A 14,006-nucleotide genomic window follows, 5' to 3' on the forward strand; every position below is an offset into this window, starting at 1 on the left:
CACCCGATTTGGGTGACGGCACCCGGTGCCGGAGCGCGGGATGGTGGGGACCATGACCGATGCCGTCGAGCCCTCTGCCACCCGGTCCCGGCACGCCGCGGCGAGCGAGCTCCGCCTCGTCGACCACTGGGGGCTCGTGCTGGCCTACGGCATCGTCACCCTCGGCTTCGGCATCGCGCTGGTCGTCTGGCCGCACGCGTCCGTCACCGTGTTCACGGTGCTGCTCGCCATCCAGCTCATCATCGCCGGGATCTTCCGGATCAGCGCCGCGCTCTCCGTCAGCCGCGCGGACGGCGGCGTCCGGGCCCTGATCGGCCTCAGCGGCGGTCTCGCACTGATCGTCGGCCTGCTCATCCTCCGTGACCCGCTCCAGAGCGTGCTCGTGCTCGGGATGATCATCGGCGTCTTCTGGGTGATCGCCGGGGTCATCGACATCCTCGGCGCCCTCGTCGCGCCGCCTCCGTCCGGGCCCGGCTGGGAGCTCTTCATCGGGGTGGTCACCGTGCTGGCCGGCGGCTTCCTGCTCGTCTACACCGACCTGTCGCTGAAGCTCCTGGTCGTCTTCGTCGGGATCTCGCTGATCGTCACCGGGGCGCTCGCGATGATCGCGGCGTTCCGGCTGCGCTCGCTGCGGCCCGTGACCTGAGAGGACCCGCCATGGCCGACGAGGAGCCGTCCGAGGTCGACGAGCTGCGCGCCGAGGTCGCCCGCCTGCGTGCCGAGGTGAACGCGCCGCCCCCGACCGTCGAGATCCCGGCCGACACCTCGAGCCGTACGGGTTGGTGGCGCCCGGTGGTGGCGACCGTCCTCATCGTGCTGATGGCGGTGCTCGCCCCGCTGTCGGTCGTCGCCCGCTGGGCCCACGACACGGTCTCGGACACCGACCGGTACGTCGAGATCGTCGGGCCGCTGGCGAGCGACCCGGCCGTCCAGGCCGCCGTCATCGACCGGATCACCACGGAGATCACCACCCGCCTCCAGGTCCAGTCGGTCACCAAGGAGGCGGTGGACGCGCTCGCGGAGCGCGGACTGCCGCCGCTCGCGGCGACCAGCCTGCAGGCGCTCTCCGGCCCGCTGGCCGAGGCCATCAACGGCTTCGTCGAGGAGCAGGTGACCACACTGGTCGAGTCCGACCAGTTCCAGCAGGCCTGGGAGGAGGCCAACCGCCAGGCCCACACCCAGATGGTCGCGGTGCTGACGGGCAAGGACACCGACACGGTCGAGGTCTCCGACAACGCGGTCTCGATCAACCTCGCGACGCTCATCGACACCGTCAAGCAGCGCCTGGTCGACCGCGGCTTCACGCTGGTCGAGCGGCTCCCCCAGGTCGACGCGACGTTCACGATCTTCCAGTCCGACGACATCACCAAGGCCCAGACCGCGTTCCGGCTCCTGGACGCCGTGAACACCTGGCTGCCGATCCTCGCCCTGCTCTGCCTGGCCGGGGCCGTCGCCGTGGGCCGGTCGCGCCGGCGCACGCTGGTCGCCGGGGCGCTCGCCCTCGCGCTCTCGATGCTGCTCCTCGGCGCCGGCCTCAACGCGTCGCGCGAGATCTACCTGAACGCCGTACCGACCGATCAGCTGCCGACCGACGCGGCAGGAGCGATCTACGACCAGCTCGTCTCCTTCATCCGCCTCAACCTGCGCGCCGTCATGGTCGTCGCGCTCGCCGTCGCCTTCGTCGCCTGGGTCACCGGGCCGGTGGGGGCACCGGTGGCCCTGCGCCGGGGTACGGCGCGCGCGATCGGCGCCGTGCGGTCCGGCGGGGACCGCGTCGGCATCGACACCGGACGCTTCGGCATCGCCCTGCACGCCTACAAGACGCCGATCCGGATCGGCGTCCTGGGCGTGGCGCTGCTGCTCTACGTGATGCGGGACCACCCCACCGGTGGGTTCGCGCTCGTGCTGCTCCTGGTGGCCGCGCTCATCCTGCTGCTGGTGGAGCTGCTCTCCCGTCCCCCCGTCCCCGAAGCCGGTGCCACAGCGGCGCCAGCAGGTCCGCCAGCGTCCTGACGACCCGCTGCACGGTCGGGTCCTCCGAGACGACCCGGCCGACGAGGGCGGCGCAGACCAGGATGCCGGCGAAGCCGATCAGCCAGGTCGAGATCGCCAGGATGACGCCGAGCGTGCCGAACTGGTCGGCGTTCGAGTCGACGTACGCCGGCATGACCTGGGCGGACGCCCGCGTGTAGAGCACCCCGACGACGCCCGTCAGCAGGGCGCCGAGCAGCAGCCTCCGCCACGCCACCCGACCGAAGAGCAGCACCCAGCTGGTCGCCCACCACAGGAGGGTCACGAGCACCATCTGGACCCCGAGCCGGACCGTGATGCCGAAGAGGCCGTCGACCGCACCCATCAGGGTCCGCACCGCGCCGACGAGCTGGAGCGTCAGCAGCCAGCCGAGCAGCCACAGGAAGCACCGGCGCATGCCGGACACACCCCCGATGTGGTGCTGCTCCCACACCTTCTCGTACATCCGCTGGATGGCCCGCGCGAAGCTGGTCGCGGAGAAGAACGTGATGGCCAGGCCGATCAGGCCGGTCTGAGCCCGCACCTGGTCCTCGTCGACCTGTCCCTGGATCTGGCTGTCGCCACCGCTGCCGAGGCCGGTGGCGTCGGTGAAGGACCGTACCGCCTCCCCGGACACGTGTGGGAAGAACGCCGCGAGCACCACCAGCATGGGGATCAGGGCGAGGAGCCCCTGGGCGGCGATCAGCATGCAGCGGTCGATCAGCTCGATCCGGACGAACTCGCTGACCAGCCGGCCCAGGATCGGCACCCGGTCGATCACGTCCATCGCCTGGTCGCGACGCGTGCGGTACGACGTGGTCACCCGCTCGCGCAGGGCGGCGACATCCACCGCTCGCTCACCTCCCGCGTCGTCACCGCCGGGTCCGGCAGGATGGCAACCAGCATGGGTGGCGCTCCAGGCGCCCCGCTCACCCGTGCCGGGTGATTCCAGGAGGTCTGAGATGCGCAGTTGGCGGCGGGTGCTCCGGGACTTCGGGCTGATCGGCGTCGCGCTGCTCGTCTACTTCGTGGTCCCGGTCGGGTTCCGCAGCAGCTCCAACGTCGTCGAGCATGGCGTCATCAGCCTGGTGGCGATCGGACTCGTGGGTGCCCTGGTGCTGTGGCAGGTGCTGCTCCAGGTCGACGACCCGAGTCGCCGGATCGACGGCCTGCTGCTGTCGATGGTCGCCGGCGTGCTCGTCTTCGCGCTCGCGTTCTACCGCCTGCACCTCGAGGACCCCTCCCAGTTCTTCGGCATGTCCACACGCATCGACTCGCTCTACTTCACGATGACCACCCTGCTCACCGTCGGCTACGGCGACATCAACGCCGCGGGCCAGACCGCCCGGGTGATGGTGCTGCTCCAGATGGTGTTCAACGTCGTCGTCATCGCGACCGCCGCGAGCACCCTCAACAGCCGGGTGCGGGAGAACGCCGCGCGTCGTGCCGAGGCGAGGCGTGAGCGTCGCGACGCGTGAAGTCGTGCGGGTTCGCTCGGGTCGGCCGCCGACAGGCTAGTTACAGCGGGTGACGTCGGCGGTGGGTTGCGGTCCGCCGCCCGGCACGCGGGTCCGCCCGAAAACCATTCGAATCAATCCTCGATGACTCGAATGTATGTTCGAATCATGGTAGGATCGAGCATGGCTCGACGCACCCCCACCCAGGACCCGCAGCTGCGGGATCTACTGGAGCGTGCCACCGAGCAGACCCAGGTCGCGCGGATGGCCGAGGCCGCCCGGTTCGAGCTCGCCGCACGTTGGGCCGAAGCCCACCCCGCACCGGTCGAGGACGCGGTGGTCGACGAGCTGGGTGATCTGGTCATGTTCGGTGACCAGCCGATCACCCTGGCCGGTGAGGGTGCACCGGGGATGAGCGAGTTCGCGGTCGCGGAGTTCGCCGCCGCCGTGGGCATGTCCGCCTACCAGGGCCGCAGCTTCCTGGGTGCAGCGTTGGAGGCGAAGTACCGGCTCCCGAAGATCTGGGCCAAGACACTCTCGGGCGAAGTGCCGGTGTGGAAGGTCCGCCGGGTCACCGACCGCACCCACCGCCTCAACCCGACCGCCGCCGCCCACGTGGACCGGCAGCTGGCACCGGTGCTGGCGTCGTGCTCGTGGGCGAAGGTCGAGTCGGAGGTCGAGACCGCCGCCGCCGAAGCCGACCCCGAGCACGCCGAAGGCGAACGCCTCGACTGCTCCGCCCAGGCCCACCTCGACATCGACCTCAAGGACGGCCGCCTCAACCGGGGCCTCGTCCCGATCACCGGGCTGCTGGAGTACACCGACGCCCTCGCCCTCGAGGCACAGATCAAGGCCGGCGCCCACGCCCTGCTGACCGACCACCCCGAGCTGGACCTCGATGTCCGCCGTGCGATGGCCGCCGGACAGCTCGGCGGCGATGCCGCTGCCCCGCGCGAGGTCGTGATCTACGCCCACCACCAGCCCGACGATGCCCACGGCATCGTCGGCCTTGAGGGCGGCCACGTCCCGTACGCCACCATCGACCAACTGGTCGAGTGGTGCACCCAGGCCGGCACCCGGGTCTCGATCCGACCGGTCCTGGACTTGTCCGAGGAGATCACCGTCGACCGTTACACCCCCACTGCCCGGCAGCGGGAGCAGGCGATCCTGCTGACCCCGACGTGTGTGTTCCCGCACTGCAACAAGGACGCCCGGGGCTGCGACCTCGACCACATCACCGCCTACGCGAGTGGCGGGAAGACCACGTCGTGGAACCTCGCGCCGCTGTGCCGGTTCCACCACCGCGTCAAGACCTTCAGCACCTGGACCTACCACCGCACCAGCCGCACCAGCTTCATCTGGACCAGCCCCAAGGGCCGGGTCCACCCCGTCGACCTCACCGACNAGGACGCCCGGGGCTGCGACCTCGACCACATCACCCCCTACGCGAGCGGCGGGAAGACCACGTCGTGGAACCTCGCCCCGTTGTGCCGCTTCCACCACCGCGTCAAGACCTTCAGCACCTGGACCTACCACCGCACCAGCCGCACCAGCTTCATCTGGACCAGCCCCAAGGGCCGGGTCCACCCCGTCGACGTCACCACCGAACACCGACGACGAACCCACTGACCCCCACCCCGCCGACACCGCCGGCGGGGCCATTGCCATGCCACCCGGGCCCCAACGGTCGACCCGAGCGGGCCGCCACCCGACAGGCTGCTGGAAATCGCCCCCGCAACCACCGACCACGGTGACCACGTATCCCGGTAGTCGCGTCACCAACAGCAACCACCACGAACCGCGACGCTGTCGACATCAACCGGGAAGATCCGGTGCACCAGGTAGATCGAATCCTCCCGGGCGATCCCCGCGATCGACCCGATCGGTCACCCCCGGCGTACGCACCGGAACCCGACGTGAGACGTCGTGTCCCGCACGCCGTGGCCCTGTCGGGCGGCCGGGCGGTAGCGCTGGCAGTAGTCGGGCGAGCACAGGTGCGACCCGCCCTTCGTGACGAACCGGTCGGTCTCGACCAGCCGGACGCTGCCCCCGCAGCAGGGGCTGGCGGTCGCGGCCGACGTCACGACCTCGCCCTCGCGGGCGTGGTTGTCGGTCCAGCGGGTCGCGGTCCACTCCCAGACGTTGCCGATCATGTCCTGCAGCCCGAAGCCGTTGGCCGGGTAGGTGCCGACCGGCGAGGTGTGGTCGAAGCCGTAGGGGTCCTCGCTGCGCCAGGGGAACGGTCCCCGGAAGGTGTTCGCCAGCACCGCGCCGCCGGGCGACAGCTCGTCGCCCCACGCGAAGTCGCGGCCCACGAGCCCGCCACGGGCCGCGCGCTCCCACTCGTGCTCGGTCGCGAGGTCCTTGCCGGCCCAGCGGGCGTACGCCGTCGCGTCCTCCCAGCCGACGTGCACGACCGGGTGGTCGGGGAGCTCCTCCCACGAGCTGCCAGGGCCCTGGGGCGCGCGCCACGAGGCATCCGGCTGCCAGCGCCACCACTGGGTCCAGTCGCCGAGGTGCACCGGCCCCGAGGTCAGCGTGAAGACCTGGGAGCCCGGGACCAGGAGCGCGGGGTCGGCGCCCGGGAAGTCGGCCGGGTCGGGCGCCACCTCTGCGACCGTGACGTGGCCCGTGTCGGCCACGAACTGCGCGAACTCGGCGTTGGTGACCGGGTGCCGGTCGAACCAGACGTCCCCGACCGCGACCTCGCGGAGCGGTCGCTCCTCCGGGTAGTAGTGGTCGTTGCCGATCGTGGTCGTCCCTCCCGGGACGAGCACCATGCCCTCCTCGTGGCCCTCCGTCACGCCCTCTGTCTAGCAGAGAGGCGTGACGGAGCCGTGGTCAGTCTCGGGACATCGCGGCGTGGAAGTCGCGCTCCCGGTCGACGTACACGTCGTCGCCGATGTTGATCTCGACGACCTTGATCCGCCCTCCGGTGAAGGCGTACGGCGCCGCGTACTCCTTCGTGACCGGGTCGGAGGAGTCGCGACCGACCGTGAGCCCCTCACCGCAGAGGGCGAAGTGGCCGGGCTGGGTCTTCCAGTCGCTCTTGGCGACGGCGAGGTCGTCGACGTAGAGCGTGGCCGTGCCGATCGCCTGCCCGCGGTCGCCGTGGCTCTCCTTCGAGAACTCGACGCCGAGCACGTGCGCGCCGGTCGGCAGCAGGTCCGGCGAGACCAGCTGCTGCTCGGGCGGGATCCCGAGGAAGTTGTTGACGTACCAGAGCCTGCGGTCCTTGATGAAGAGCGTGTGCCCGCCGAAGCGCGCGCCGTTGGCGATGAGCACGCCCTCCGAGTCGTCCGTCAGCTCGACGTCGGCGAGGATCTTGAAGGAGCGACCCCGGATCTCCGCAGCGTTGAACTCCGGCAACGGCGAGGTGTCCGGGTAGTAGCGGTAGATCCCGCCCTCGGGGATGTCGGCGACGGGCATCTCCTTGACCAGGTCCTCCAGGGAGCGGTTGTCCAGGGGCAGCACATCGTACTTACCGGCCTCGACGTACCAGAGGTTGACCAGCTCCTTGACCTTGTCGGGGTGCTGCTCGGCGAGGTCGTGCGCCTCGGCGCGGTCCTCCTCGGAGTGGTAGAGCTCCCAGGTCTCGTTGACGAAGTCGGCGGCCGTCGCGCCCTGCTGCGGCGCTCGTTGCGCGACCACGTGCCAGCCCTCGTGCCACAGCGCGCGGGTGCCGAACATCTCGTAGTACTGGATCTTCTTGCGGGTCGGGCCGTCGCCGTCGAAGGAGTACCTCATCGACACACCAGGCAGCTCCGTCTGCGCGTAGCCGAGCACCTGGTCGGGCATCTCGAGCCCGATGCACTCGAGGATCGTCGGGACGACGTCGACCGCGTGGTGGTACTGCGTGCGCACCTCGCCGCGCGCCGTGATGCCCTTCGGCCACGAGATCACCAGCGGGTCGGCGACGCCGCCCTGGTAGGTGTAGCGCTTGAACATCTTGAACGGCGTGGAGAACGCGGTCGCCCATCCGGTCGGGTAGTGGTTGTACGTCGCCGGCGAGCCGATCTCGTCGAGCAGAGCGAGGTTCTCGTCCATCTCGTCGGGCCAGGCGTTGAAGAACTTGTTCTCGTTGACCGACCCGTTGGGCGTGCCCTCACCGGAGGCGCCGTTGTCGGCGCAGTACATGACGATGGTGTTGTCGAGCTGGCCGGTCTCCTCGAGGTAGTCGATGATCCGGCCCACCTGCGCGTCGGTGTACTCCGAGAAGCCGGCGTACGTCTCCGCCATCCGGGCGAAGAGCCGCTTCTCGTCGTCGCTGAGGGAGTCCCAGGGCCGAACGTGGTCGAGCGGGGTGGCCGCCTCGCCGGGCAGCGGGTTGATGTCGGTCAGCGCGGTGCCCTCGGGCAGGATGCCGCGCTCCACCATCCGGGGCAGCACCCACTCGCGGTAGGCCTCGTAGCCGTCGTCGAACTGCCCGGCGTACTTGGCGATGTACTCCTCGGGCGCGTGGTGCGGGGCGTGGTTGGCGCCGGGGCAGAACCACAGGTACCACGGCTTCTTCGGTGCCGAGCTCTTGCTGTCCGCGATGAAGGAGATCGCCTTGTCGGCCAGGTCCTTCGACAGGTGGTAGCCGTCCTCGGGCATCGCGGGCTGGTCGACGTAGTGGTTGTCCTCGGCGAGGGTGGGATACCAGTTGTTGGTCTCGCCGCCGATGAAGCCGTAGAAGCGGTCGAACCCGCGGGCCAGGGGCCAGTTGCGCTTGCTGGCACCGACCGCCCACTCGTCGAGCGGGATGTTGTGGTTCTTGCCGACCCAGAAGGTGTTGTAGCCGTTCTCGCGGAGCACCTCGCCGATGGTCGCGTTCTCCATCGGGATGTGGCCCGTGTGGCCCGGGAAGCCCTGGGCGCCCTCGGCGATCTGGGCGAAGCCGTTCTGGTGGTGGTTGCGGCCGGTCAGCAGGCACGACCGGGTCGGGGAGCAGAGCGCCGTGGTGTGCCACTGCGTGTAGGTCAGGCCGTTGTCGGCGAGGCGCTGCATGGTCGGCATGTTGATGCGCCCGCCGTACGGCGACCAGGCGGCGAGCCCGGTGTCGTCGTACAGCACCAGGAGCACGTTGGGCGCGCCCTCGGGCGCCGGCGGTTCGCGGAACGGCGTCCAGTCGGCGACCGAATCGCGCACATCGAGGTTGACGACACCCTTGAACTGCTTGGCCACGAGACCCCTCCCGGGAAGACGGCGGACCACCACGCTCCCTCGCTGTCGCGGCACCCGGCTCACCCTCATCGGGTGAGGTTGCCGCGCGGTCCGCGCGATTGGGTGAGGCGTGCCCGCACTGCTGCCGACCCTGTCCGGCTACCAGCGCGGTTGGATCAGGTACGACGTCCTGGCCGGGGTCGCCGCAGGCACCGTCGTCATCCCGCAGGCGATGGCCTACGCGACCATCGCCGGGCTGCCGGTCGAGGTCGGTCTCTACACGTGCATGCTGCCGATGCTGGTGTACGCCGCCCTCGGCGGATCCCGGTCGCTCAGCATCTCGACGACGTCGACGATCGCGGTGCTCACCGCGTCCGCGCTCGCCGTGCTGCCCGACGACCGCACGCCCGACGAGCTGCTGCGCGACGCGTTCACCCTCACCACGCTGGTCGGCCTCGCGCTGCTGCTGATGCGCCTCTTCCGGCTCGGCTCGCTGGTCGAGCAGATCAGCCCGGCCACGATGATCGGGGTCAAGACCGGGGTCGGGCTGACCGTCGCCGTCTCGCAGCTGCCGACCCTGCTCGGCGTGAGCGGCGACGCCGAGAGCCAGGGCTTCTTCGGCAGGCTCGGCGACACGCTCTCCAAGCTCGGTGACGCGAACGGTGTGACCGTCGTCGTCTCGGCGGTCGCCATCGGTGTCCTGTACCTGCTCCGCCGGGTCGCCCCCCAGGTCCCGGGCCCGCTGGTCGTGGTCGCGGGCGCGATCCTGCTCGTCGCCCTGACCGACGTCGAGGAGCACGGTCTCGCCCTGATCGAGCACGTGCCGAGCGGCCTGCCGACGCCGACGATGCCGATGTGGGGCGACATCGGCGTGCTGATGCCCGGCGCGGCCGCGATCGCGATCATGGCCTTCATGGAGACCGTGATCGTCGCCCGGGCCCAGCGGCAGCGCTCCGAGCCGCCCATCGACAGCGACCAGGAGCTCCTCGCCAACGGCGTCGCCGCGCTGGCCGGCGGGCTCTCGCAGTCGATGCCCCCGGCGGGTGGCTTCTCCCAGAGCGCGGTCAACCAGCGTGCGGGTGCGCGCACCCAGCTGGCCGGCGTCACGACCGCCGTGCTCGCCGTGCTCGTCGCCCTCTTCCTGGGCCCGGTCCTCGACGACCTGCCGGAGGCGATCCTGGCCGCGATGGTCATGGTCGCCGTCCTCGGCCTGGTGCACCCCGCCGAGTTCGTGCGACTCCTGCGCATCGACCGCGCGGAGTTCTGGGTCGCACTCGCCACCGCGATCATCGGGCTCACCGCCGGCCTCCTGCTGGCAGTGGGAGTCGGCGTCGCCCTCACCCTCGTGCTCGTGCTCCGCTCCGTCAGCCGCAGCCAGGTCCGCCCGATCCATGCGCGGATCGGAGGCGGCTGGACCATCAACCCGGAGACGATCGACGAGACCGCGTCGTACGACGACATGGTGCTGTTCCACCTCGACGGCGGCCTCTTCACGGGCAACGCGCAGCCGACCCAGGACGCGATCTTCACCGCCGCGCTCAACCGCGATCCCCGACCCGCGGCCGTCGTCCTCGAGGCGGCGTCGGTCGGCAAGGTCACCACGCCGTTCCTCGACGTGCTCGAGGGTCTGCACGCCGACCTCGGGCAGGAGGACATCGCCTTCGTCGTCGCCGCCCTGGCACCGGAGGCCGCCGAGACGGCCCGTCGGGCAGCCTGGTTCGCCGGTTTCGAGGACGACGGGCTGGTGCAGCCGACGGTCGATGCGGCCATCGAGCGGGGGCGTCGTGGCTGACGCCGAGCCCGCTGCCGGCGCCCCGACGGTGACCGCGGGGAGCCTGCTGCGCCAGGTGCCGCCGGCGATCGTCGTCGGCGTCGGTTCCGGGCTCACGCTGATCGGCATCTCGCTGCTGGCCGGCTGGCTCGAGGGCCTGATCTGGGACGACCTGCCGCCGCAGCTCGGCGTCGACCCCGACGCCTGGTGGTGGACGATCCTGCTGCTCACCTGCGCCGGCGCGCTCGCCGGTCTCGTCGTCTGGAAGGCCCCTGGCCACGCCGGGCCCGACCCAGCCACCATCGAGCTCGTCTCGGCGCCCCTCCCCCTGCGGGCGCTGCCCGGCCTCGCCGCTGCGCTGATCATCACCCTCGCCGGCGGGATCAGCCTCGGCCCCGAGAACCCGATCATCGGTCTCAACGTGGCCCTGGCGGCCGTGCTCGGCATGCGCCTGCTGCCGAAGACGCCAGCGCCCTTCTGGATCGGGCTCGCCGTGGCCGGCACGCTCGGCGCGATGTTCGGTACGCCGGTCGGCGCGGCGCTGCTGCTGAGCGAGACGTCGCCCGGCGACCAGCGGATCCCGCTCTGGAACCGGATGTTCGGGCCGCTCGTGGCGGCCGGCGCCGGCGCGGCGACGATGTTCGCGCTCTCGGACCTCGACCTCGCCATCCCGGTGCCCGGCTACTCCGGCTTCCACACCGGTGACCTGTTCATCGCGATGCTGATCGCCAGCGGCGCGGCGGTCATCGGACTGGTGGCGGTCTACGCGTTCCCCGTGCTGCACGACGTGCTCCACCGGGTCTCTAACCCGTTCGTCCTGCTCACGGGAGCGGGCTTCGTGCTCGGCATCCTCGGTGTCATCGGCGGCAGGGAGAGCCTCTTCAAGGGCCTGGACGAGATGAAGGACGTCTCGGCCCACATCGGTGATTACTCCGCCGGGCACCTGGCCCTGCTCAGCGGCGTCAAGCTGCTCGCCCTGCTGGTCGCCGCCTCGGCCGGCTTCCGCGGCGGCCGGATCTTCCCGGCCCTCTTCATCGGCGTGATGCTCGGCTGGCTCGTCGTGGCGGTCTTCCCCGACGTCGCGCCGGCCGTCGCGATCACCGCGGCCTGCGTGGGCATCCTGGTGGCCGTCACCCGCAACGGCTGGCTGGCGCTCTTCATGGCGCTGACCGTCGTCCCCGACGCCGACCTGCTGCCCATCCTCGTCCTGGCCGCACTGCCGGCCTGGCTGATCGTCGTCGGCCGGCCCCTGATGATCGTCGAGGAAGAGCCGGCTGCCTGACGCCTACTCCCGCGAGAGGATCGCGGCGGCCTCGAGCTCGAGGTCGAGGTACTGCTCGCCGCTGACGTCGACCGCGACGCCGAGCAGCTTGCCGCCGGTGAAGGGGAACGGGTTCGTGTACTGCCGGCTCACCGTGTCGGCGCTGTCGAAGCCGACGCAGAGGCCGTCACCACAGAGGGTGAACTTGCCGACCTGGGCGCGCATCGGCCCCTCCGCGACGACCTGGTCGTCGACGTAGAGGCGGCAGGTCCCGACCGACTCCTTGTACTCGCCGGCACCCTCGCGCACGAACTCCATGCCGAGCGTGTGCGGCCCGGCCGTCAGCGGCTCGGAGACGAAGGTCTGCTCCGGCGGGATGCCGAGGAAGTTGTAGACGTAGTGCAGCTTCTGGTCCTTGATGAAGAGCGCGTGCCCGCCGAAGCGCGAGCCGTGCGCGAAGAGCACGCCCTCCGCGTCGGCGTCGAGGACCGCGTCCGCGATGATCTTGTAGGACCGACCCCGCACGTTCACCGCGACGCTCTCGGGCACGGCCGCGGTGTCGGGGTAGTAGACGTAGCGGTCCCGGGCCGGCTCGGCCTGGGGACGCTGGATGCTCACCAGCTCGAGCGCCCTGCGGTCGTCGAGCGGCAGGACGTTGTTCTCGTCGGCCTGCTGGAACCAGGCGTCGACCATCTCCTGCAGCTTCTCGGGCATCTCGTCGGCGAGGTTCCTCGACTCGGAGCGGTCCTCGGCGACGTGGTAGAGCTCCCAGGCGTCCTCGTCGAACCTGCCCTTGCCGCTGATCGGCGCGTGGATCGCGGCGGCCTTCCACCCGTCCTTCCAGATGCCCCGGGTGCCGAGCATCGCGTAGTACTGCACCTCCTTGGTCGTCGGTGCGTCCGGCGCGGCGTCGAAGCTGCTCCGCATCGAGACGCCGCTCAACGGCTGCTGCTCGACACCGCGGTACGTCGCCGGCATCTCCAGCCCGGTGACGTCGAGCACGGTCGCCACGATGTCGGTCGAGTGGTGGTACTGGTGCCGTATCTCGCCGCTCGCCTCGATGCCCTGCGGCCAGTGGATCACCATCGGGTCACAGGTGCCGCCGGAGAACTGCGCGTAGCGCTTGAACATCTGGAACGGCGTGGAGAAGGCGGCCGCCCATCCCGTCGGGTAGTGGTTGTAGGTGTCGGCGCTGCCGAGCTTGTCGATCATCGCGAGGTTCTCGGCCAGGTCGTCCGGGTAGCCGTTGAAGAACTTGTTCTCGTTGACCGAGCCGTTGGGACTGCCCTCGCCCGAGGCGCCGTTGTCGGCGCAGTAGAAGATCAGCGTGTTGTCGAGCTGGCCGGTCTCCTCGAGGTAGTCGACGATCCGGCCCACCTGGGCGTCGGTGTACTCCGAGAACCCGGCGTACACCTCCGCGAAGCGGGCGAAGAGGCGACGCTCGTCGTCGTTGAGCTCCGCCCACGGGCGCACGAAGTCGTCGGGGTTGGCGGCGTCCTCCGGCATCGGGTTGAGGGGGGTCAGCTCGGTGCCCTCGGGCATGATGCCCTTCTCGATCATCCGGGCCAGCACCCACTCGCGGTAGGCCTCGTAGCCGTCGTCGAAGGCGCCCTCGTACTTCTTGATGTACTCCTCGGGCGCGTGGTGCGGGGCATGGTTGGCGCCGGGGCAGAACCACAGGTACCACGGCTTCGAGGGGTTGGACGCCTGCTGGTTGCGCAGCATCTGGAGCGCCTGGTCGGCCAGGTCCTTCGACAGGTGGTAGCCGTCCTCCGGTGAGTACGGCTGGTCGATAAACCGGTTGTCCTCGACGAGGTCGGGATACCAGTTGTTGGTCTCCCCGCCGAGGAAGCCGTAGAAGCGGTCGAAGCCGAGCTGGAGCGGCCACATCGAGCGATTCCCGCCCGGGGCGTTGTCCTCCTCCGGCACGTTGTGGTCCTTGCCGACCCAGAAGGTCGAGTAGCCGTTGTCCTGCAGGAGGTGGCTGATCGTCGCGCACTCGTCCGGGATGCGACCGGACGCTCCCGGGAAGCCGTCGGTCGCCTCCATGATCGTCGCGCAGCCGTTGAGGTGGTGGTTGCGACCGGTCAGGAACGTGGACCTGGTCGGCGAGCACAGCGCGGTCGTGTGCCACTGCGTGTAGGTCAGGCCGTTGGCGGCCAGCCGGTCCATCGTGGGCATGTTGATGCGACCGCCGTACGGCGACCAGGCCGCGAGGCCGGTGTCGTCGTACAGCACCACGAGGACGTTGGGGGCGCCATCGGGCGCCGTCCGCAGCTCGTAGGGCTTCCAGTCCGGGACCGAGTCCCGCACGTCCAGCTGGATGACGCCGTCGAAGTCCTCGTTCATGCTTCGATCGTGT

General features: G+C 70.3%; 10 protein-coding genes. 6 read left to right on the plus strand and 4 right to left on the minus strand.

Annotation, left to right across the window (positions count from 1 at the left end; translation table 11 throughout):
• Positions 1-52 precede the first annotated feature (52 nt).
• Positions 53-646, plus strand: coding sequence for an HdeD family acid-resistance protein (locus ASC77_RS16110; protein WP_162249833.1), 594 nt, complete (start codon positions 53-55; stop codon positions 644-646).
• Positions 647-657: 11 nt separating this feature from the next.
• Entirely contained in the window at positions 658-2,013 is a 1,356-nt protein-coding gene (locus tag ASC77_RS16115; protein ID WP_056155122.1) for a hypothetical protein, read from the plus strand.
• Here ASC77_RS16115 and ASC77_RS16120 read toward each other — a convergent pair.
• Positions 1,925-2,860, minus strand: a complete 936-nt coding sequence (locus ASC77_RS16120) for a YhjD/YihY/BrkB family envelope integrity protein (protein WP_056155125.1) — start codon at positions 2,858-2,860, stop codon at positions 1,925-1,927. The two genes, ASC77_RS16115 and ASC77_RS16120, sit on opposite strands and share 89 nt — an antisense overlap.
• Positions 2,861-2,972: 112 nt before the next feature.
• On the opposite strand from ASC77_RS16120, the gene ASC77_RS27015 reads away from it, so the two are divergent.
• Together ASC77_RS27015 and ASC77_RS27270 are read left to right on the plus strand one after the other, a co-directional pair.
• Complete coding sequence (locus tag ASC77_RS27015) at positions 2,973-3,488, plus strand: potassium channel family protein (protein ID WP_162249834.1); 516 nt, start codon at positions 2,973-2,975, stop codon at positions 3,486-3,488.
• Between the two features lie 162 nt (positions 3,489-3,650).
• The coding region (locus tag ASC77_RS27270) for an HNH endonuclease signature motif containing protein (protein ID WP_235565256.1) at positions 3,651-4,871 on the plus strand (1,221 nt) is incomplete at its 3' end.
• Between the two features lie 482 nt (positions 4,872-5,353).
• Here ASC77_RS27270 and ASC77_RS16135 read toward each other — a convergent pair.
• Positions 5,354-6,271 (minus strand): formylglycine-generating enzyme family protein, encoded by a 918-nt coding sequence (locus ASC77_RS16135; protein WP_235547716.1) that lies wholly within the window; start codon positions 6,269-6,271, stop codon positions 5,354-5,356.
• A gap of 37 nt (positions 6,272-6,308) precedes the next feature.
• Entirely contained in the window at positions 6,309-8,633 is a 2,325-nt protein-coding gene (locus ASC77_RS16140) for an arylsulfatase (protein ID WP_056155135.1), read from the minus strand.
• Positions 8,634-8,742: 109 nt separating this feature from the next.
• Between ASC77_RS16140 and ASC77_RS16145 the strand changes: the two genes are divergently transcribed.
• A complete protein-coding gene (locus tag ASC77_RS16145; RefSeq protein ID WP_056155138.1) occupies positions 8,743-10,404 on the plus strand; it encodes a SulP family inorganic anion transporter in 1,662 nt (553 codons plus the stop codon).
• Positions 10,397-11,665, plus strand: a complete 1,269-nt coding sequence (locus ASC77_RS16150) for an ion channel protein (protein WP_200945011.1) — start codon at positions 10,397-10,399, stop codon at positions 11,663-11,665. Before ASC77_RS16145 ends, ASC77_RS16150 begins: the two co-directional genes overlap by 8 nt.
• Before the next feature lie 3 nt (positions 11,666-11,668).
• Here ASC77_RS16150 and ASC77_RS16155 read toward each other — a convergent pair whose 3' ends face one another.
• Positions 11,669-13,993, minus strand: a complete 2,325-nt coding sequence (locus ASC77_RS16155) for an arylsulfatase (RefSeq protein ID WP_056155144.1) — start codon at positions 13,991-13,993, stop codon at positions 11,669-11,671.
• Positions 13,994-14,006 lie beyond the last annotated feature (13 nt).

The sequence above is a fragment of the Nocardioides sp. Root1257 genome (assembly GCF_001425175.1).
Taxonomy (GTDB): domain Bacteria; phylum Actinomycetota; class Actinomycetes; order Propionibacteriales; family Nocardioidaceae; genus Nocardioides.

What these genes read in the sequence shown, in the direction of transcription:
- ASC77_RS16115 (WP_056155122.1), top strand. Translation starts at nt 658, where the DNA reads ATGGCCGACGAGGAGCCGTCCGAGGTCGACGAGCTGCGCGCCGAGGTC.
- ASC77_RS27015 (WP_162249834.1), top strand. Translation starts at nt 2,973, where the DNA reads ATGCGCAGTTGGCGGCGGGTGCTCCGGGACTTCGGGCTGATCGGCGTC.
- ASC77_RS16155 (WP_056155144.1), bottom strand. Translation starts at nt 13,993, where the DNA reads ATGAACGAGGACTTCGACGGCGTCATCCAGCTGGACGTGCGGGACTCG.
- ASC77_RS16110 (WP_162249833.1), top strand. Translation starts at nt 53, where the DNA reads ATGACCGATGCCGTCGAGCCCTCTGCCACCCGGTCCCGGCACGCCGCG.